An 848-nucleotide genomic window follows, 5' to 3' on the forward strand; every position below is an offset into this window, starting at 1 on the left:
CAAAGGCAACTTTTTGTAACTACAAAGGCAACTTATAATAAATAAGTTGCCTTTGTAGTTGAAACAATGTTATTATAGCTTTAAATTAAAATATTTTCATACTATTAAGGAACCTATTATTTTTTATAGTGTCCTATTGTTTGTTTATTGTTTAGGAGGCTTTATAAACATGTCTGGAGAAACTGTTGTCTATCAAAATGAAATGAATTTAGTTCCTTTACGTAAGTTTACCAGCACAGAAATCGATATATTTTTTAGTCTTTGTAATAAATTAAAAGAACAAGATATAAAAGAATTAGCCATTCCTTTTGATGAGTTACGTCACTTAAGTAATTACTATCATCGTTCTTTAAAACGTTTTGTTAAAGACTTAGAACATGTATACGATAAGATGTTAACTTTAACTTATACTCAACGAAGTGGTTTATCATTCAAAAAATTTGTATTGTTTACAGGATATGAAGTTGATGCTAATAAACAAGAACTAATTGTTAGTATTAATCCAAAATTAAAGCACGTTTTAAATGAAATAACAGCTGACTTTACTAAGTTTGAATTAAAAGAAATGACACACCTTAAATCAACATACTCTAAAAATATGTTTAGGTTATTAAAACAATATAAACACACAGGATATTTCAAAATTCAAATTGAGGATTTTAGAGAACGATTAGATATTCCTAATAGCTACCGTATGACGCATATCAATCAAAAAGTATTAGCCCCTATCATTAAAGAGTTAGGCTTTATTTTTAATAATCTTAATATCAATAAAATAAAGGCAAAAAAAGGACGAAAAATAGAATGGTTAGAGTTTACTTTTGACGCTGAGAAACGCATTCATAGTA

General features: G+C 26.7%; 1 protein-coding gene. It reads left to right on the forward strand.

Annotated elements, in window-relative coordinates; translation table 11 throughout:
• Positions 1–169 precede the first annotated feature (169 nt).
• A partial coding sequence (locus HMPREF3265_RS00030) for a replication initiation protein (protein ID WP_070860816.1) occupies positions 170–848 on the forward strand: 679 nt, incomplete at its 3' end.

The sequence above is a fragment of the Staphylococcus sp. HMSC62B09 genome, assembly GCF_001839115.1.
GTDB lineage: Bacteria > Bacillota > Bacilli > Staphylococcales > Staphylococcaceae > Staphylococcus > Staphylococcus haemolyticus.